At 31.2% G+C, this 19,568-nt stretch carries 20 protein-coding genes; 5 read left to right on the plus strand and 15 right to left on the minus strand.

The window, feature by feature from the left end; genetic code table 11:
- Positions 1-80 precede the first annotated feature (80 nt).
- Positions 81-716, plus strand: coding sequence for a peroxiredoxin-like family protein (locus RRF68_RS06320; RefSeq protein ID WP_315945343.1), 636 nt, complete (start codon positions 81-83; stop codon positions 714-716).
- Positions 717-799: 83 nt separating this feature from the next.
- Here the strand turns inward: RRF68_RS06320 and RRF68_RS06325 are convergent, their stop codons facing one another.
- From RRF68_RS06325 to RRF68_RS06340, 4 genes are read right to left on the minus strand one after another with little or no spacing between them, the layout of a single operon-like run.
- On the minus strand, positions 800-1,174 hold the full coding sequence (locus RRF68_RS06325; RefSeq protein WP_218771293.1) for a hypothetical protein: 375 nt from the start codon (positions 1,172-1,174) through the stop codon (positions 800-802).
- A gap of 2 nt (positions 1,175-1,176) precedes the next feature.
- Positions 1,177-1,521, minus strand: coding sequence for a hypothetical protein (locus tag RRF68_RS06330; protein ID WP_315945344.1), 345 nt, complete (start codon positions 1,519-1,521; stop codon positions 1,177-1,179).
- Positions 1,518-1,889 carry a hypothetical protein gene (locus RRF68_RS06335; protein WP_315945345.1) on the minus strand — a complete coding sequence of 124 codons (372 nt, stop codon included), beginning with the start codon at positions 1,887-1,889 and terminating at the stop codon, positions 1,518-1,520. The genes RRF68_RS06330 and RRF68_RS06335 overlap by 4 nt, the downstream gene beginning before the upstream one ends.
- A 38-nt stretch (positions 1,890-1,927) precedes the next feature.
- The gene (locus RRF68_RS06340; RefSeq protein ID WP_315945346.1) at positions 1,928-2,434 is read right to left on the minus strand and encodes a transcriptional regulator; all 507 of its coding nucleotides are present in this window, start codon (positions 2,432-2,434) and stop codon (positions 1,928-1,930) included.
- A gap of 120 nt (positions 2,435-2,554) precedes the next feature.
- On the opposite strand from RRF68_RS06340, the gene RRF68_RS06345 reads away from it, so the two are divergent.
- Both RRF68_RS06345 and RRF68_RS06350 read left to right on the plus strand, forming a co-directional pair.
- The gene (locus RRF68_RS06345; protein ID WP_315945347.1) at positions 2,555-3,037 is read left to right on the plus strand and encodes a sigma-70 family RNA polymerase sigma factor; all 483 of its coding nucleotides are present in this window, start codon (positions 2,555-2,557) and stop codon (positions 3,035-3,037) included.
- Positions 3,021-3,644, plus strand: coding sequence for a hypothetical protein (locus RRF68_RS06350; protein ID WP_315945348.1), 624 nt, complete (start codon positions 3,021-3,023; stop codon positions 3,642-3,644). Before RRF68_RS06345 ends, RRF68_RS06350 begins: the two co-directional genes overlap by 17 nt.
- Positions 3,645-4,112: 468 nt before the next feature.
- Here the strand turns inward: RRF68_RS06350 and recQ are convergent, their stop codons facing one another.
- From recQ to RRF68_RS06365, 3 genes are all read right to left on the minus strand, one after another.
- Positions 4,113-6,227 (minus strand): DNA helicase RecQ, encoded by a 2,115-nt coding sequence (gene recQ / locus RRF68_RS06355; protein ID WP_410016839.1) that lies wholly within the window; start codon positions 6,225-6,227, stop codon positions 4,113-4,115.
- A 99-nt stretch (positions 6,228-6,326) separates the two neighbouring features.
- Positions 6,327-8,042 carry a S41 family peptidase gene (locus tag RRF68_RS06360; protein ID WP_315945349.1) on the minus strand — a complete coding sequence of 572 codons (1,716 nt, stop codon included), beginning with the start codon at positions 8,040-8,042 and terminating at the stop codon, positions 6,327-6,329.
- 57 nt (positions 8,043-8,099) lie between these two features.
- The gene (locus RRF68_RS06365) at positions 8,100-9,497 is read right to left on the minus strand and encodes a hypothetical protein (RefSeq protein WP_315945350.1); all 1,398 of its coding nucleotides are present in this window, start codon (positions 9,495-9,497) and stop codon (positions 8,100-8,102) included.
- Between the two features lie 122 nt (positions 9,498-9,619).
- Here RRF68_RS06365 and RRF68_RS06370 point away from each other — a divergent pair, with 122 nt between their 5' ends.
- Both RRF68_RS06370 and RRF68_RS06375 read left to right on the plus strand, forming a co-directional pair.
- A complete protein-coding gene (locus RRF68_RS06370) occupies positions 9,620-10,240 on the plus strand; it encodes a TonB-dependent receptor plug domain-containing protein (RefSeq protein WP_218771300.1) in 621 nt (206 codons plus the stop codon).
- Between the two features lie 210 nt (positions 10,241-10,450).
- Positions 10,451-10,879 carry a peptidylprolyl isomerase gene (locus tag RRF68_RS06375; RefSeq protein WP_218771301.1) on the plus strand — a complete coding sequence of 143 codons (429 nt, stop codon included), beginning with the start codon at positions 10,451-10,453 and terminating at the stop codon, positions 10,877-10,879.
- A 77-nt stretch (positions 10,880-10,956) separates the two neighbouring features.
- Here RRF68_RS06375 and trpA read toward each other — a convergent pair whose 3' ends face one another.
- The 8 genes from trpA to RRF68_RS06415 all read right to left on the minus strand — a co-directional run bounded on the left by trpA (position 10,957) and on the right by RRF68_RS06415 (position 19,312).
- Complete coding sequence (gene trpA / locus RRF68_RS06380; protein WP_315945351.1) at positions 10,957-11,724, minus strand: tryptophan synthase subunit alpha; 768 nt, start codon at positions 11,722-11,724, stop codon at positions 10,957-10,959.
- Between the two features lie 93 nt (positions 11,725-11,817).
- Positions 11,818-13,002 (minus strand): tryptophan synthase subunit beta, encoded by a 1,185-nt coding sequence (gene trpB, locus RRF68_RS06385; RefSeq protein WP_275316449.1) that lies wholly within the window; start codon positions 13,000-13,002, stop codon positions 11,818-11,820.
- A 16-nt stretch (positions 13,003-13,018) separates the two neighbouring features.
- Positions 13,019-13,687, minus strand: coding sequence for a phosphoribosylanthranilate isomerase (locus RRF68_RS06390; protein ID WP_275316450.1), 669 nt, complete (start codon positions 13,685-13,687; stop codon positions 13,019-13,021).
- 2 nt (positions 13,688-13,689) lie between these two features.
- Complete coding sequence (gene trpC, locus RRF68_RS06395) at positions 13,690-14,478, minus strand: indole-3-glycerol phosphate synthase TrpC (RefSeq protein WP_275316451.1); 789 nt, start codon at positions 14,476-14,478, stop codon at positions 13,690-13,692.
- 69 nt (positions 14,479-14,547) lie between these two features.
- A complete protein-coding gene (gene trpD / locus RRF68_RS06400) occupies positions 14,548-15,537 on the minus strand; it encodes an anthranilate phosphoribosyltransferase (protein ID WP_315943833.1) in 990 nt (329 codons plus the stop codon).
- Between the two features lie 95 nt (positions 15,538-15,632).
- On the minus strand, positions 15,633-16,211 hold the full coding sequence (locus RRF68_RS06405; RefSeq protein WP_315943834.1) for an aminodeoxychorismate/anthranilate synthase component II: 579 nt from the start codon (positions 16,209-16,211) through the stop codon (positions 15,633-15,635).
- Positions 16,212-16,395: 184 nt separating this feature from the next.
- Positions 16,396-17,787 (minus strand): anthranilate synthase component I family protein, encoded by a 1,392-nt coding sequence (locus RRF68_RS06410; RefSeq protein WP_315943835.1) that lies wholly within the window; start codon positions 17,785-17,787, stop codon positions 16,396-16,398.
- A gap of 256 nt (positions 17,788-18,043) precedes the next feature.
- A complete protein-coding gene (locus RRF68_RS06415; RefSeq protein WP_315943836.1) occupies positions 18,044-19,312 on the minus strand; it encodes an aryl-sulfate sulfotransferase in 1,269 nt (422 codons plus the stop codon).
- Positions 19,313-19,568 lie beyond the last annotated feature (256 nt).

A 19,568-nucleotide genomic window follows, 5' to 3' on the forward strand; every position in this document is an offset into this window, starting at 1 on the left:
TATTGATTTTTTTAGGTTCCTTTTCTCCTATAATTTGTAATGTTTCCTATAAAAAACAGACCAACTTAAAAAATAAATTCATGAACCTTACAGATCAATTAAAAGAGCACGCAGATAATAGTGCGAAAAACATGCCAGAAGAAGCAAAAAACATCATGCAAGCTGGTATTAAAAAACTAGAAGATACCGATATTATAAAAAATGCAACAAAAAAAGGGGACCATTTTCCTGATTTTTCTTTACCGAATGCAAAGGGAGAATCAACATCTCTTGAAGAACTTCTAAAAAAAGGACAAGTGGTGCTTACTTTTTATAGAGGTGGTTGGTGTCCTTATTGTAATCTTGCTTTAAAAGCATTACAAGATATAGTGCCTCAAATTAAAGAGAAAAATGCAACATTAGTTGCTATTACACCTGAAACACCAGATAATACACTTACTATTAAAGAGAAAAACGAATTAGATTTCGAAATTTTAACAAGTAAGAATAACGAACTAGCAAGATCTTTAGGTTTAACTTATAAGTTACCAGAAGAATTAGCTACTTTGTATAAGAAATTCGGAATAGATTTATTAGAAAGCCAAGGAAATGATTCGAATGAGTTACCTATTGCTGCGACCTATATTATTGGAACCGACAAAAAAATAACCTATAGTTTTATTACAGAAGATTATAAATTAAGAGCAGAGCCTTTAGATATTATTGCTGCATTATAATTTAATTATTTCAAATTTAAAATAAAAAATCAGCTCAAATACTTGAGCTGATTTTTTTCTGTTAAAAGAATCTATTTTAATTGTTATTTATTTTCAATTTCTAAAGCAGCTTGTTTACTTGCTTTTCTTCCTTTTAAAAAGAAGAGGATAAAAAAGATCATTACAACTCCTAAATAAATAGAGAACCCTCCTATTTTAGCACTTAAAGTTTCTACCAAATCTTTATAACTAGATAAACTATATATTTCTAAAATACGTAGCGCAAAACCAACATTCAATAAATAAAAACCAATTTTAAAAAGTTTATTTGTAGCCATTGCAATTTCTACCTTTTGATGAAAAATATCTAGCATAAATATTTTACTGTTTTTAAAAAGGTGATATGATACAAACGTTGTTAATCCTATTGCTATTGGTAAATAAATAATGTAGGCGACTAATTCTAATGAAGTGTTCATAGTTATTGATTTTTAAAGTGTTTGTGAATTAAATAAACTGTATAAATATTAATAAAATGGAATGAGGCAATTATAAGAATCATATAACTCAACCTCTTTGTTATTTCTAGTATTACTTCTTCTAGACTATTTATATGATTCATTGTATTTAAACTCCAAACGATTAAACCAATGTTTAATAAATAATAAGCTATTCTTAAAAGATTATTTATACCGTTTCCAAAATTGATTCTATCAGGAAAATAATTTAGAATATATACTTGTCCGTTTTTATAACAAGCCTCTCCTACCCAAAGAACAATTGTACTTGATAATAATAGGTATATTATGTATGTAAACTGACTCATATTTCTTTTTTTATCATTTCTAAAATAGAAGTCCAATGAATTGATAAGATTACTGGTATAGCGCATAATATGTAATAAACAATATGATTTTTATTGCCATTATATTCACCAACAAAAAAACAAGCACCAAAATAAAGTACAACTGCTATACCATATATAAACATTAATTTCCGTTCAAACTTGTTAATACTACCCGAATAAAATAAGGTAAATATGAATGAAAACACCTGAAAAACTCCTATCACAAAGGCTAAAATAGCCGCTAAAGAGAGTAGGTCTTTTTCTATAATTGATAAAATTAAGAGCATTAAAAACGGAATCATTAAAACTCTATTAATCCATGTCATTATTGAGATACTTATTTTCATAGTTTCAGAAATATTTGAAAGTTTTATTTTAAATTTTTTTACTTTTTTATCATTTTGGTAAAGTTTGATAATAACCAATGCTCATCAGCTTTAATTGTTTTATCAAGAATAATATTAACTGTATTTGTTACGGTAGACAAATCTTTCATTACTTTTTTAAATTCCATTGCTTCTTCTGAATTATCATTTACATCGTTTTGTAACTCATCTAAAACTTTTAAAACAGGTTCAATCTCTCTTTTCTTGCGTTCTTTGGTAACTTGCTTAAACAACTCCCAAATATCTTTATCAGCAACAAAAAATTCCTTGCGCTCTCCTATTACAAACTCTTTGCTTACAATTCCCCAATCTATCAATGCTCTTACATTCATATTTACGTTTCCTCTAGATATTTTTAGAGTTTCCATAATAGCATCTGCCGACATTGGTTTGGTTGACACTAACAATAAGGCGTGTACTTGCGCCATTGTCTTATTAATTCCCCAACTTGTAGCTAAACTTCCCCAAGTATGAATGTATTTTAATTTTGCGTCATCTAAATTCATACGGCAAATATATAACTAATTATTAAACTTTCAATAATTATTGAAAATAAAATATTTAAATTTAATCAATTATCTTGTAATACTTTTAATCAAGCGAATACTAATTAATAAAACACAATTTTGAGTAACGATTTTTACACAACATCTATTGTACCTCATAAAGGTATTATAATTAAAATATGTAGAGCTTATACGGACTCTCAAGAGGATTTTGAAGATTTTTATCAAGAAGCCTGTTTACAAATCTGGAAAAGTAGAGATGCTTTTCAAGAAAAATCTAAATGGAGTACTTGGATTTATCGGATTACCTTAAACATTTGCTTAACGCTTTCTAAAAAGAACAAACGCAAGCACAATACTATTGAAATTCTTACTGAAGAATCTGAGAAAAACACTGCTTTTCAAAACGAAAGTTTAAACTTGTTGTACGATGCTATTAAAAAATTATCTGAAGTCGACAGAGCGGTAATTTTATTGCATTTAGAAGAAAATCCGCACAAAGAAATTGCAGAAATTATTGGAACGAGCTCAAATAATATCGCCGTTCGTATTAACAGAATTAAAAAACAATTAAAAGTAATATTAGATGGAAAAATCAATTGAAAAAATATGGAATGAAGCCTTCATTAAGGAAGAAGCTTTAATTGCCCCAAAAATAAATAATTTATACAATCAGAAATCAAAATCGGTCATCTCTAAAATTAAAAGAGCTTACGAAATTGATAACAAAGGATTAATTCCTATGGCTGTAATAGTTGCTGTTGGTATGACACTATTTTCAGAAGCAATTATTGGGTTTTACGGTGCTTTCTTAATTGTATGTCTCTATTTTTTTAATAAAAATTTATTGAAAAAATTTAAAACTATTGATGTTACATCTGACAACCTAACTTATTTAAAAAAATACAAAAACATTATAAATGTAATAATGAAAGCTACTAAAAAGCTATTTGTATTTGCAATACCGCTAGCTGTTTTGTCAATTTTTGCACTTGCTTTTACTATTAAAGAAAAAAGTTTTTTATCTAAATTTATTTCTTCGGATACTTCATTCTTAAAAATTATAGGCGTCGGATTACTAGTTGCTCTTGTGGTTTCAATTATAGGAAGAATTGTTTATGCTATTTCGACAAAAATAGTATACGCCAGCCTTATTTCGAAGTTAGATGCTATTATTATAGAAATGCAAGACTTAAAAAACGAACAATAGTTAAAGTGTATTATGTATATAGTTATTAGAATATAAAACATTTTTTGTGTCGAGAAGATGTTGAATAGTTCTCGATACATTTCAATTCTGTTTCACGGCATTAAAATTACTCGAACTGACATAATATAACCCAAACTATTTATAGCAAAAACCAACTGATAAACACCTGTCTCTTCGAGTGAAATTATTAGAATACAAATGGAAAATAATTTTGTATCGAGAAGGTACTTACTAGTTCTCGATACATTTCAATTCCGTTTTACTACATTAAAATTACTCGAACTGACATAAAATAATCTAACTATTTTATAGCAAAAAACAACTGATAAACACCCGTCACTTCGAGTGAAATTGTTGGAATGCAAATGGAAGATAATTTTGTATCGAGAAGTTATTCATTAGTTCTCGATACAATTTAATTGCATGATATATTCACAATTACTTTACACAAAACACAACTAAAAAGACTTATCGCTTCTTCTGTAAAATCGTCAATCCAATTCGTATTTGTTCGTATGGAACCTTCTCTCCTAAAAACTCGAAATAAGGCTTTAAAGTGGGTTCGTTTTTTAATACTTTTTTAGCATTTGCTATTAGCTTAATAGTTGCCGCATCAATAAATTCATCTAAACTCACATCTTTACCTTCTAAATACAATTTAGATAAATGCGAAAATATAGTTTGTGCTTTTAAGTTTCGCTTATCTGCTATTTCATCAATCGAAAAACCTTCTTTGTATAAATTATAAGTTTCGAGTGTTGTATCTTTTTTTCCTTTCTTTTTCTCTTTTACAAAAGTTTTAATCTCTTCCATAAATTCACCACCATACACTTCTAATTTACGCTGCCCTACTCCACTAATTGCTAAAAAGGCATTATCTGTTTGCGGACGCTCATTTTCTAACTCACGTAAAGTAGCATCACTAAAAACTAAATATGCAGCAATATTTTCTTCCTGAGCAATTCTGTATCGTAGTTTACGTAAACGTTCAAATAAAGTATCTTTTACGACTGATTTAGATGTTTTTTTACCTTTTGCTTTGATAGCTTTTTCAGTAGATTTAATTTCAACTGGAGTTGTTAGTTGAATTTTTTCTTTATCAAAAAGTACTTTTTTAGAAAAATCTGTTAAGTGTAACGTATTATTTAAGTGAAACGCTATCTGGCAATATCCTTGATTTATTAATTGAATAATATAATGTTGCCAGTGTTGCCAAGAAATATCATTTCCTATTCCGTATGTTTTTAAATTTTGATAATTTTTATCTAAAACCGCCGCATTTTTTGCGCCACGTAAAACATCAATAACCGTTCCCATAGCTTCTTTTTCTTGCAGACGATAAATAGCAGAAAGAGCTTTTTGCGCTATAATTGTTCCATCGAAAAACTGTATCGGATTTTTACAAACATCACAATTACCACAATTTTTCTCAATCAGTTCTCCAAAATAACTCAACAATATTTTTCGTCTACACACAGTTGCTTCTGCAAACTGCTTCATTCTATCTAACTTTGCTTCCTGAACTTCTTTATTACTTGTATTTGCAATAAACTGACGTAGCTGAATTACATCCGCATAACTATGAAAAAGTAATGCTTGTGCTGGTAATCCGTCACGCCCAGCACGACCTATTTCTTGATAATATCCTTCGATATTTTTGGGCATGTTATAGTGAATTACCCAACGCACATTCGATTTATCGATTCCCATTCCAAATGCAACCGTTGCACAAATAATTTGAACTTCGTCTTTAATAAAATCTTCTTGATTCTTGGCGCGTTCCTCAAAATTTAATCCTGCATGATATGCTTTCGCATTAATATTTTGCTGCTTTAATTTGCTTGCTAATTGTTCCGTAGCCTTTCTACTTAAACAATACACAATACCAGCTTCATTCGGTTTTTTATTGATGAATTTAATAATCTGCTGAACTCTATCGTTTGCAGGACGCACCTCTAAACTGATGTTTTCTCTGTTAAAAGAACTTACATATTTGGTGGCATGCGGAACTGCTAATTGCTCTAAAATATCTTCTTGTGTCGCTTTATCCGCTGTTGCGGTTAACGCCACAATAGGAACATTTGGTAATGTTTTTTTTAAGAACGATAATTGTTTATACGACGGTCTAAAATCATGACCCCAAGCAGAAATACAGTGCGCTTCATCAATCGCAATACAACTAACGTAATTTGGATTTAAAATATTTTGAAGCAACGATAAACTTTCTGGAGCAACATACAACAGCTTTACAGTTTTATTTATAACCGAATCAAAAACCTGCTGTTGTTCTTCGGATGATTGACTACTGTTATAATAAGTAGCTGCGATACCGTTTGCTTTTAAACTATCTACCTGATCTTTCATCAAGGCTATTAACGGAGAAACAACTACGGTTATACCTTCAAAAAACAATGCTGGTAATTGAAAACATATCGATTTTCCTCCACCAGTTGGCATAATTACCAAAGTGTCTTTATTGTTTAAAACATTTTCGATAATTGCTTGTTGCTGTAACCGAAAGCTATCGTAACCAAAGTTTGCTTTTAATTTTACAAGTAAGTCTTTTTCTGTAAGCTGCATCATATTGCAAAAATAATCATAAAAAAAGCATAGAAAATAATTTCTATGCTTCATTTTGTTTTTAGTGCTATTTCAACATTATTTATAATAGATAACGAACAGTTACTTTAAATCTTGTAATAAAACCTCAACTGCTTTTTGTAATTGAGCGTCTTCTCCTCTTTCTTTCCAACCCGGAGCATTTTTCACTAAATAATCTGGAACTGCAGGTGCTTCATTCTCCATATTCTTTCCTGATTTCTTCACAAACCAAGCTCTAAACGGCATACGAATAGATCCGTTTTGTAATCTTGCAGATCCTGTAGAAACTACGGCTCCGAATGTCGGTTGTCCTACTAATTTACCTAAACCTAAGTTTTTAAATGCATGTGAAAAAATCTCAGCATTCGAATAACTATTTTCATTACACAAAGCAACCACTGGCTTTGTATTTACCGACAAAATTGCACGTTCGTTAAAAGGGTAATTTTTATTGAATCTCTTATTATTCTTTAAACTTTTAGCAGCGCCTCTTGGCACCGTATACGCATGCTGATCTACATTTAAAACAGCCATTAATCGGTCGGTTGTCCAACCACCACCGTTATAACGTACATCAATTACAATTCCTTTTTTTCCGTATCCACTTGCTTTTAACTCACGTTCAAAACGCTCGAAACTTGGCATATTCATTCCCTGAATATGAATGTACCCTAATTGCCCGTTTGAGTATTCGTCAACTAATTTTTTACGAGACGTTATCCAAGCTTCATATTGCTGACTTCTAATAGAGCGTTGCGGTCTTAACACAACATCTTTTCCGTTCTTTAAGCTCAATAACACTTCGTTACCTTGTGTATTTTTCAATAGCTGATAAAAGTTAGTGTTTTTAGCTATTTCATTTCCATTTACAGCAGTAATAACATCACCTACTTTTAAAGTACTTTTCGATTTATCAGCAACCGTATTTTCCAAAATATAATTCACTTTTACGCCGCCTTTCGTATTTACTACATCTAAACCTAGTAAACCTACTTTGTCGTTTATGGTTTTAGGAGCTGAGCCTCTATATCCCATGTGACTCGCATTTAACTGCCCCAACAATAAATTATACATATATGTATAATCTTGATGTGTTGTTGCTGATAAAACCCAAGGTCTGTATCTTTTTACTAAGCTACTCCAATCATAGCCGTGAAATTCTGGATCGTAAAAGCCAGCTGTTAACACTCTAATACCTTCTTCAAAAACCTGCTCGTATTCTTTCTTGCTGTTTGTTGTGTAGGTTGCAGCATGTGGTAACTTCGTTACTTTATCTGATTTGGTATCTAACTGATTTAAACTTCCTCTTGAAGTAAAATAAACTTTCCCTTTATTTTCTGATATTCCTCTTGCACCGCTTACACTTTTAATCGCTTTTGGCTTGCTTCCATCCCACTTTACTTTATAAGTGCTTCTTTTTTTACTTGCAGGATCTGTTGCTGAAAAATAAATAAATTTACTGTCGGCACTAAACATTGGACTGTATTCATTATCCTGTAAAGAAGTTACTTGTACTAAACGATCGTAAATTTTATCTTGATCTATTGTAATAACAACTGTTTTTTTCTTCTTTTTCTTATCCTTTTTATCAGACTTATCTGTCTTTTTTTCTTTTTCCGCTGGATAATAACTTCCTTCTTCGTGATCAATTTTCGATTTCTCCCAATCCGTTTTATCTAACCAAACCATCCAAACATCATAGTTCATTCCGCTTCTGTTTGATAAAAATGCTAATTTTTTACCATCAGCACTCCAAACCGGATTTGCATCACTTCGGGGATGCATAGAAACATTCATTTTTTTAGATTTATCAGCAATCGACTGAATGAATATTTCGCTATCAAAATTTAAATCTTATTGAGAATACGCAATGTATTTACTATCCGGACTCCAAGAAACACCTTCGGCAGCTGCCCAAGAATTTGAATATTCTTTGGCCTTAATAATCTTTCCATCTTTTAAATCAGCAATCATTAAAATTCCACGACCTACTTGATAGGCTATTTTTTTTCCGTCAGGAGATACTAACGACTCCATTACATCTTCTTTATGATTCGTTAATTTCGTCACCTTTGTTTTTAAACTACGATGTAAACCAACTAATGTATCTGTAGAAACTGCGCTATATAATTGATAAATCCCGCCTCTATCCGAAGAAAAAACAACTGTTTTATCATTTATCCATTGCGGATTACGATCTCTAAATAAATGCTTACTTACGTTATTAGAACGTTTCTTTTCTTTATTGTTTTCTTTTACAAAAATTTCACCGTTAATTTCAAGTGCAATACTTTTTCCGTTAGGTGAAACTGCGTAACTACTAATTCCGTTTGTAACTGTTTTTGTTATCTCTTCTTCAAAACGATTATCCGAAGAAAGGTTTAAGGTTATTTTTTGTGCCAAACCATCTTCAACCTTAAATAAATTTACACCACTTAAGTAAATAAATGCTCCGTTACTACTCACTGAAAACTCTCTAACTCCATCTTTTTTCTCTGATGTTAATTGGGTTGCGTTTCCATTAGCCGTTCCGTTTGATGAAATAGCTTGTTTATATACATTATATCGTCCGCTTTTTGCGCCTATATAATATAAGTTTCCGGCAGCATCCCATTTAGGAGAATGGTCGTTTTTGTTACTTGTGGTAATTTGATTGTATTTTTTGGTATCTGTGTTATAAATCCAAATATCTCTTTGTGCAGAACCCGAATAGTCTTCACGAGCAATACGACAAGCACCCTTGGTAAACGCTATTAATTTTCCGTTAGGAGAAACTGAAGCTAACTCACCGTAAGCTGTTAATAATCGCTCTGGTGTTCCGCCGTTTTCATTTACGGTATACATTTGTTTATCCCATTCTGGACCGCGATAAACTCTTCCTGTTGTAAATACAATGGCATCTTTTGATGTCCAATCTGTAGGAATATTCGTCGTTGGATAATACGTTAGTTGTTTTGGCACACCACCGTTAAGAGATGTTGTAAACACGTTGTCGTTTCCTTTTCTGTTTGATGAAAATGCGATTTCGGTATCATCAATATTCCACACGGGATTACTTTCATATCCTTTATGAATTGTTAATCTTTTTGATTGCTTACTATTTAAGTTGTACACCCAAATATCTCCATAATAACTAAATGCCATTTTTGAACCATCATTACTAATAGCAGGTTTTCGAATTAAAGAATTTTGAGAAATTGCAACACCAAAACTAAATAGCATTGCGAGTAGAAATAGATTTTTTTTAGACATCCGATTATTTTTATGTAAACGAAATTAAAGTATTCGTATTATTATCAGAAAAATTTAAGACTTTTTAACAGTATTTTCAAAAAAAAAAGAAATTAATCCATATCTTTATAAAAAAAACAATCATGAAAACTATCAATCTCCTTTTAATTTTAACACTATCTTTATCTAACACAGTGTTTTCTCAACAAGAAAAAAATGTATTTATTGTCGTTAAAGATAGTAATAACAACCCTATTCCAAACGCTGTTGTCCTCTTTGATGATGTAAAACAAACTTCTAAAACAGATTCTAAAGGAATATTTAAAGGCACAAGCAAAAAAAATATAAAAAAAATGACGGCCTTTTCTCCTCTTCATGGAATCAATACTATAAATTATGATGGAAAAAAATACAATCGAATTATAATAAAAAGCCAACGCGCTAATGTTACAATTCAAAAACCATCAAATGTAATCGTCCAAAACTCAATGTCTTCATTTCAATACAAAGACATTTATGATTATATAAATGGGCAAGTTCCTGGTGTAACCGTAATTAATAAAACAATTACGGTTAGAGGATCTAATTCTATTAATGGATCTACAATACCTTTATTTGTTGTAAACAAGATGCAAGTAGCACAAGAGATTTTTGCAAACATCTCACCCGCTGACATAAAACGTATAAAAGTATTGAAAGGAACTGACACAGCTATTTACGGTGTTAGAGGCGCAAATGGTGTTATTGAAGTTACAACGAATTAATAACCCTAAAAACAACACTTACAGCGTTTAGTAAGGCAAATAATAATATTTTAGTTCTCTCTTATTATAGATAATATATTTTATAACTAAAAAAAATGCTGCTTTTTCAGCTTTGGCTTGGTTTTAGTGGTTACTAGTATAAGATATTAAAATACTTACAGCATAAGAATTATGTAAAGGAGTATTTTTTTAAATTAAACAATCATTAGTATGAGTCAAGTAAAAGAAAACAACACAGTTAAAGTAAACTACACAGGTAAATTATCTGACGGACAAATTTTTGATAGTTCTGAAGGAAAAGAGCCTATAGAATTTACTTTAGGAGAAGGACGATTAATACCTGGTTTTGAAAAAGGTTTAATTGATATGAAATTAAACGAAAAGAAAACCATTACAATTGCTAAAGAGGAAGCATATGGTGATGTTAACGAAAGTTTGATTCAGGAAGTAAATAAAACTGATCTTCCTCAAGATATGGCTCCTCAAGTAGGTATGGGACTTGTCTCTAAATCTCCTGACGGACAAGAATTCAACTTAGTTATTACTGAAGTTAAAGAAGAGAGTGTTATCATTGATGGTAATCACCCTTTAGCTGGTAAAGAACTTATTTTTGATCTTGAAGTTGTTGCTATTAACTAACAACAAAAGATTAACATCTTTGTAAAATAACAAACCGCCTATTAAAAACAATAGGCGGTTTATATTTATAAGATATATTATTTTTTAATTGATTTTATAAAATTCCCAACTCCTGCAATTCCATTTGCATCTAGTTCTTTAACAAAGGCCGAACCAATAATTGCTCCATTCATATATTTACAAGCCGTTGTAAATGTTTTCTTATCAGAAATACCAAAACCAACAATTAATTTACTTTGCAATTTCATGGCATTAATTCGATTAAAATAATCGATTTGCTGTGATGAAATCTCCCCTTTTGCGCCAGTAATTGAAGCCGATGCTACTACGTAAATAAAAGCTTCTGTTAACGAATCTATTTTACGAATTCTTTCTTCTGATGTATTTGGCGTAATTAAAAATACGTTTGTTATTCCGTATTTCTTAAACAATTCCTGATAATGATTTTCATATTCAATCATTGGTAAATCCGGAATAATTACAGTATCAATTCCTGTTTCTTTTACTTTTTCACAAAACTTATCTTCACCATATTTTATAATCTGATTCAAATATCCCATTAAAACTAATGGCGTTTTATTTGTATCCTTTATGGCTAATAACTGCTCAAAAACTACATCAAGGTTCATTCCGTTACTTAACGCAACCGAACTACTATTTTGTATCGTCGGACCATCTGCTAAAGGATCTGAATAAGGCAAACCTACTTCTATAAAATCTACACCACTATTACTTAAATCAGCAACAATTTTTGCAGTGTCATCTAACTTCGGAAAACCTGCCGTGAAGAAAATAGATAATAAATTTTGACTTTGATTTTGAAAAACTTTTTTTATTGAATTCATGTTTTATACTTCATTCTGTCATTGCGAACGTAGTGAAGTAATCTCCTAAAAAGATTACTTCGTTATTCCTTCTCGTAACGACGATTTTAAAATTTAATCTTCTAAATACTTGATATATGTTTCTAAATCTTTATCTCCTCTTCCAGATAAATTAATAACTACAACTTGGTCTTTTTTCAAATCCATTTTAGGTAAAACAGCCAAAGCATGTGCTGTTTCTAAAGCAGGAATAATACCTTCTATTTTTGTCAATTCATAAGCTGCATCCAACGCTTCTTTATCAGTTGCGTTCATAAATTTCGCTCGTTTTGATTCATGTAAATAAGCATGTAAAGGACCAACTCCGGGATAATCTAATCCTGCTGAAATTGAATACGGCTCCACAATTTGGCCATATTCATCTTGCATTAAAATAGTTTTACTTCCGTGAATTACACCTACTTCTCCTAATTGAGAAGTTGCAGCACTTTCACCAGAGTTAACACCCAAACCAGCAGCTTCAACAGCAATTAGTTCAACATCTTCGTCATCAAGATAATGATAAAAAGCTCCAGCGGCATTGCTACCTCCACCAACGCAAGCAATAATAGTATCCGGATTTTCTTTCCCTGTCTTTTCTTTTAATTGCCATTTCATCTCTTCAGAAATTACCGCCTGTAAGCGAGCAACCATATCAGGATGTGGATGCGGGCCAACTACAGAACCAATTAAATAAAACGTTTCTGGATTTTGAATCCAATATCTTATCGCTTCATTTGTAGCGTCTTTTAATGTTTTTGAACCAGAAGTCGCTGCTATAACTTTTGCTCCTAACATTTTCATTCTTGCTACATTTGGTGCTTGTCTAACAATATCTTTTTCACCCATAAAAACAGTACAATCTAAGCCCATTAATGCACAAACTGTTGCTGTTGCAACACCATGCTGTCCTGCACCAGTTTCCGCAATGATTTTGGTTTTACCTAATTTCTTAGCAATTAGAACTTGCCCAATGGTATTATTTACCTTGTGCGCTCCTGTGTGACATAAGTCTTCTCTTTTCAAATAAATATGTGCACCGTATTTTTCAGATAAACGTTCTGCTAAATATAATGGTGTTGGTCTACCAACATAATCTTTTAACAAAGACTTATATTCTTCTTGAAACTCTTTAGATTCTATTATTTGAATGTAATTATCTTTTAATTCTTTTACATTTGGGTGTAATAACTCAGGAATAAAAGCTCCTCCAAATTGTCCAAAATATCCATTCTTATCTGGGTGAAATTTTGATTTCATATTTTCTGTTATTCTGTTATTGCGAGTTTGCAAAAACGTTATTTTTAAATTTTTTTAATTCTTTTACTTTCTTAATTCCGGGTGCACTTTCAAACTTACTATTTACATCTAAAGCATAAATAGGTAAGTTTGTTGCTTGTAATTTTTTAATTTCTGATGTTTCTTCTAGTCCAATTCCGCCACTTAAAAAGAATGGTTTTTCAAAAGGATAATTCTCTAAAACCTGCCAATTAAAAGTAATTCCGTTTCCTCCTCGTTCTCTTCCTTTTGTATCAAACAAAAAATAATCAACCATTTCTAAATATGGATATAAAGTATCAAAATCAAACGCATCTTTAATTCCAAAAACTTTCACCAGCTCAGGCATTTTGTATTTTGCCTTTTGATGTTTTTCTGCAATACTTTCTTTAAAAACTGCTGTTAACTTTTGTAAATAATCTGGTGATTCATCGCCATGAAGCTGCACCATATTTAAACCATACTCTTCTACTAATGAAACTACTATTTCTGGAATTTCATTTACAAAAACACCTGCTTTTTTTATTTCTTTTGGCAAATCAGGAATGATACCTTCAAAATTTCTTTTTGATTTCTCATAGAAAATAAACCCTAAATAATCAGGTTGCAACTCTGCAACTTGTTGGATATTTTCTATGTATTTCATTCCACAAACTTTCAGTTTCATAGTTATCGTATTTGATCAATGAACTCCTTACAAGCTAATCCCGGATTATCGGTTTTCATAAAAGTTTCACCAATTAAAAAACCTTGAAAACCATGTTCTTTTAATCCAGTTATAATTCTTGGATCAGAAATTCCGCTTTCAGAAACCTTAATTGCTGTATTTGGTATTTGACTAGCCAGTTTTATAGAATGTTCTAAATCTACCTCGAAAGTTTTTAAATTACGATTATTAATTCCGATAATCTTATTATCTAAATCGTTAATCTTATCTAATTCCTCTTGTGTATGAACTTCATACAAAACCTCTAAACCTATATCGTTTGCTAACTGACCGTAATTTTTAAGTTCTTGCTTTGTTAAACAAGCTGCAATTAATAAGATAACATCTGCACCGATTGCTTTAGCCTCAACAATTTGAAATCCGTCAACAATAAAATCTTTCCTTAAAATTGGTCGTAACTGGTTTACCGTTCTAGCCTCCAATAAATCGGCCATGGTTCCTCCAAAAAAAGAAGTATCTGTTAAAATTGATTGTGCTGCTACATTTGCATCTAAATAACCTTCCGTAACTTCTAAGATAGTAGCTTTATCGTTAATGATTCCTTTTGAAGGAGATTGACGTTTAAATTCAGCTATTATACCTGTTGAACCTACTTTTAATAGCTCTTTTTTTAATGAAAACGGTGCGTTTTTAAAATTCGGACTTTCAACCAATTTACTTACAGGAACTTCTGCTTTAATCTTGGCTATTTCTGTTTTTTTAAACGCTATTATTTTATCGAGTATTGTCATTTCTATTTTAAATTTGTCTGGTCGAGCGCAGTCGAGATCTAAAACCTCTCGACTGCGCTCGAGTAGACATTATATATTTACTAGTTTATTTAATGTTTGATATGCTTTTAATCCTAATAAAGAATCTTTTGCTTCTTCGTAAGCTTCTTGAAAACTCTTCTTGTCATCAACAATTTTTAAGGCAAATGCTGCATTTGTTAACACCACACTATTTTGTGCCTCGGTACCGTTTCCTTCAATTATACTTTTGAATATTTTTGCGGCATCAGCAACAGATTCTCCTCCAAATATAGCTGATTGTTCTATCCTTTTCTGCCCTATATCTTCTGGATTAATTAATTGTTCTCCATTTTTGGTAAACAATTTAAAACCGCTTGTTAAAGATATTTCATCATAACCATCTAAGGCGTGAACAATACCGTAATTTGTACCTTCTTCTTGCAAGATATAATTATACAAACGGGCAACTTCTAAATTAAAAGTTCCTAATAATTGATTTTTAGGTGAACTAGGATTTACTAAAGGCCCTAACATGTTAAAAAATGTTTTTAACGCTAATGCTTTTCTAGTTGCGCTTACCGCTTTCATTGCCGGGTGAAATTTTGGTGCGTGTAAAAAACAAATATTAGCTTGCTCTAATTGTGATTTTAAAACAGCTTCATCATTGGTAAATTCATATCCGAAACTCTCTAACATATCAGACGAACCTGATTGAGATGACACCGAATAATTACCATGTTTTGCCACTTTTTGTCCGGTACCAGCAACAATAAAAGACGTTAAGGTAGAAATATTAAAAGTATCTTTTCCGTCGCCACCTGTACCAACAATATCAATGGTGTTATACTCAGAAAAATCTACTTTTATGGCTAATTCTATCAACGCATTTCTAAAACCCGAAAGCTCGTCAACCGAAATAGGGCGCATCATAAAAACGGTCATAAAAGAAGCCAAATGCGCTTCATTGAATTTGCCCGAAGCAATATCAATCAAAACTTGTTTTGCTTGTAATTTTGTTAATCTTTTATGTTGATATAAATCGTTTAATATTTGTTTCATTATATGCTGAATTAATTTTTCAGTATTTTTTTTTGTCAGATCGAGCGGAGTCGAGATTTAAATAGTAACCTCTCGACTCCGCTCAAGGAGACATTTTATTTTTTAATATTCTCTAAGAAATTTCTAACAATCTGCTCACCAACTTCTGTTAAGATTGACTCAGGATGAAATTGTACTGCCGACATATTAAATACACTGTGTTCAATTGCTTGAATTCCGCCATCTTCATCTACAGCTGTAATATTAATTTCTGATGGGAAGTTTTCATTTGAAGCAATCCAAGAATGATATCTTGCCGCTTGAAATTTTTGTGCAATTCCTTTAAAAATAACAGCCTCTTTATTAACAACTTCCATTTCTGTGGCAACTCCATGAAAAACCTCTCCCATGTTCTCTATACTTCCTCCAAAAACTTCTGTAATTGCTTGTAAACCTAAACAAACTCCAAAAATAGGTTTTTTACCTGCATATTGTTTTATGACCTCTTTTAAAATACCTGCTTCATCAGGAATTCCTGGTCCTGGAGATAAAATAATGGCATCATAGCGGTCAATTTCTTCAACAGAAATTTCATCGTTACGATATACATCTGGTAAATTACCAGTAATATCTTCTACCATGTGTACCAAATTATAGGTAAACGAATCGTAATTATCTAGTATTAATATTTTCATTTTTTTCTAGTTGTCATTGCGAAGCAAATTTATTCTTTTGCTGTGGCAATCTGTTTGTTTATTAATTAAGAGATTACTTCGTTGTAAAAACTTAAAATTTATTTTTGCGTTAGGGATTGAAACGGCATCCTTTTTATTTTCTTTTTAAAATAAAAAGATATAGTGAAAAGCCCGCTCGAACGCCCTAAATGTTTTCTGCTAAAGTCAACGCTTTTTTTAATGCTGCTAATTTATTATTTACTTCTTGCAATTCTTTTTCTTCGTCGGAATGAATTACAATTCCTGCACCTGCCTGATAATATAGTACGTTATTTTTACTTACAAAAGAGCGAATTGCGATGGCAAGATTTACCGAACCATCTAAACCGATGATTCCGACTGCCCCACCATAAAATCCGCGAGATTGATTTTCATATTTGTCGATTAACTGCATCGCTTTGTATTTTGGTGCTCCACTTAAAGTTCCGGCAGGAAAAGTATCTCCTACAATTTCTATCGGATTTCCTTTAATACTACCTTTTACTGTGGATACTAAATGAATTACATGGCTAAAATATTGCACTTCTTTAAATACCTCAACTTTTACATTGTCGGCATGTTTACTCAAATCATTTCTTGCCAAATCTACCAACATTACATGTTCTGCAGTTTCTTTTTTATCTTCGGATAATTGCTTACCTAGTTTTATGTCTTCTGCCATATCTCCTGTACGCCTAAAAGTTCCGGCAATTGGATTTATAATGGCTTTTCCTTCATTTATTTTAATTTGAGCTTCAGGTGAAGATCCCATTAATTTAAAAGAACCATAATCGAAATAAAATAAATATGGCGACGGATTTATAGAACGTAATGCTCGATACACATTAAATTCATCTCCTTTAAATTTTTGTTGAAACTGGCGTGATAATACCAACTGAAAAACATCGCCACGCTTACAGTGTGCTTTTGCTTTTACTACATATTCTTTAAAATCATCATTGGTACAATTTGAGGTTTCTTCTCCGCTAATTTCAAATTTTTGCGTATTAAAAGCCTGCGCTTCTATAATAGTTTCTATTTCTGAAATTCTCGACTCTGTTCCTTCTTCAATATTTTCAATCAACGTCATTTCATCATTAAAATGATTGATTGCTATAATGAATCGGTAAAAACTGTATTGCATTACAGGTATCTTAGACGGCGCATCTTTTACATTTAACTGTATGTTTTCGAAATATTGAACGCTATCATAGGTTGAATATCCGTATAAACCGTTAAATGATTTTAGTGCTGGGAGGCAATCTAAAGCGATCGACTTTGAAAAATCATCAAACAAGCTGTAAAAGTTCTTATCTATTTTACTTTCTGAAATTGTTTTTCCTTGTTTAGAAACAGTAAAATTATGATCCTCAACCTTCATTGTAACCACTGGTTCGATAGCTATAAAAGAAAAACTTTCTTCTTTACTATGGTAATCTGAACTCTCTAATAATAAAGTGTTAGCATATTTATCTCTAAAACGCAAATACAAACCTACAGGTGTTATTGTATCAGAAATTTTACTTTTTGTTATTGTGTTAAATTTTATTTTTTCCATATTAACTTGTCAGGTCGAGCGCAGTCGAGACCAATTTAATCTCTTTTCTTGTCTATAACCTCTCGACTGCGCTCGAGGAGACATTAATTTTATTGTTTAAAAAAACAAAAAAGGCTTATCGTGAGATAAGCCTTTCCTTTATAATATATACATATAGGTATCTTCTCACTTAACTATTAAGAGAGTTCCACCACCATATGTTGTTTTGTTTCATCATTATAACACAAATGTATGACAGATTTTTGATTCTGCAAAATTATTTTTTTAATTTTAAACTTTTGATTTCTGGAGAATCCCAAGTATATGGATAACCTCTCCAAAAAGAAACCTTACCTCCATTATACTTCCATGCAACTTCCTTCTCTGGAGTTATTTCCCAAAAACCATAATCTCCTTCGCAAATTAATGTGTTACCATTTTTCAATCTTGTTGCTCCAGAAATTTTACCATAAAATAACTCCGAATCAGTAAAGCTCCAAACCACATTTGGTTCATTACTTTCTTCGGTTTTTAATTCAAAAACTTCAGGCATTTTTAATTCATAAACAGTAGACTGACCTACATCATTTCCATTCATATAAACCAAAACATTGCCTGCTCCTGGTATATTTTTTTCTAAAAAATTAGGAAAATGATTTCTAGAAAACATGCGTTCACCAAAAACACTGTTATAAGCTTTAGGATTACCAAAACGATACAACAAATCACCTCCTTTGCCATAATTACCTCCCAAACTCGTTTTTGCTTCAAGTAATGTTGTACTATGATCGACAACCCATACTTCTCCATAATAATTAACACTAATATAAATTACGTCTTTTTCGGCATCATAATCTATTCCGTTAGCGTGCATAATATCACCATTATCTATAGAATAATAGTTAATATTAATATTCTGAGGATTCTCACTTAACACACCATATGTCAATGTACTACTAGGCAATTTATCTTGTATTATATGATCAAAACTATGCCATTCCCATACTATAGTGTTTGTATTTGGATTTACCTCAACCAACACCTCTGGAAATATATCTCCCTCTGTTTCAACGCCATTTAGTTTAGCTTCTGATTTCGTTATTCTTTCCCAAGCAAGAAAAATAATATTCCCGTTTGGTAACATTTCGACATCATGGTGTGCTAAATGATTTTCTGTTGCATATTTATATTCCCAATCAACACTTCCGTCAATATTTAGAATTCTAATGATTCCGCCGCCACCTCCAAATGAAAAAGCAGGATCATCAACCTTAAACATACCCAACAACTTCCCATCAGACATAATTTCTAAATCATTACCTAATTTCAAATCGAAATCCCAAGTTTTAATTTTATTTCCTGCTTTGTCTAATAAATAAGATTTATCTGCTCCGTTTTCAACAGCCAACACTAAGCTATCGTCTATTAAACCTTCTTCATAAACTTCTATATTTGACGTTAAAAGAACATCTTCTTGTTGATCTTCTGACTTACCACAACTATAAATTACACACAAAAAAAAACAACAACCCAATAACTTTTTCATAAAACTTTTTTTTATTAATAGAACGTAAAGTTAATTAATTATCAAACAACCACATCTAATTCAATTAAAATCTTATTTGCTTTATATATTTATAACCTATAAAAAACAACTACCAAAACACAATGAAATTGCAACCAAAAAATTACTCTCAGTTGTTTTTATATCTAAAAAAAAACAAAGTAGTTAAAATTATTAATTAAAATTAAAAAAACAACACAAATAAATTACATATGTAATCATTTCAAACAAAACTATT

Origin of the sequence: Tenacibaculum sp. HL-MS23 (genome assembly GCF_032463465.1) — a bacterium.
Classification (GTDB): Bacteria; Bacteroidota; Bacteroidia; order Flavobacteriales; family Flavobacteriaceae; genus Polaribacter; species Polaribacter bernardetii.